The 450-nt window shown below is 66.2% G+C and carries 1 protein-coding gene; it reads right to left on the bottom strand.

All coding sequences use genetic code 11. From position 1 onward, the window contains the following. Positions 1 to 450 (bottom strand): SDR family NAD(P)-dependent oxidoreductase (locus AB4Y92_RS25835; RefSeq protein WP_441822215.1); only part of this gene is annotated, 450 nt, incomplete at both ends.

Raw genomic sequence — 450 nt, 5'->3', positions numbered from 1 at the left:
GGCCATAGCGGCGCAATTCGCAGCGCGCGCCCAGCCGATCCTCCTTCCCGAGTTCACGTGCCTTCTCGAAGATCGGCCTGGTCATTCCCGTCTCGATCAGACCGGGGCAGACGGCGTTCACTCGAACGCCATAGGCACCAAAATCGCAGGCGGCCGTCTGGGTCATGCTGATGACGGCAGCCTTCGAGGCACTATAGGCATTGCCGCCCGCACCAGCCCTGATCCCGGCCACCGAAGCGGTGTTGACGATCGCGCCGCGGCGGGCCTCGACCATGGCCGCGCCGGCATGCTTCATGAACAGCATCGCGCCGAAGACGTTGACCTGCATCACCCGGTCCCATTCGGCGAGGTCCTGCTCGAGTGCGCTCCCCTTCGAACTCGCCATGCCGGCATTGTTGCAAAGCACGTCGATGCGCCCATGCCGCTCCAGCGCGCGGGACACGCAGGCGG

This window comes from Lysobacter sp. TAB13 (genome assembly GCF_052113885.1).
In the GTDB taxonomy this organism is placed as follows: domain Bacteria; phylum Pseudomonadota; class Gammaproteobacteria; order Xanthomonadales; family Xanthomonadaceae; genus Lysobacter; species Lysobacter gummosus.
The sequence above is the reverse complement of the archived record's forward strand: the minus strand, read 5'-3'. Positions and strand labels throughout refer to the sequence as shown.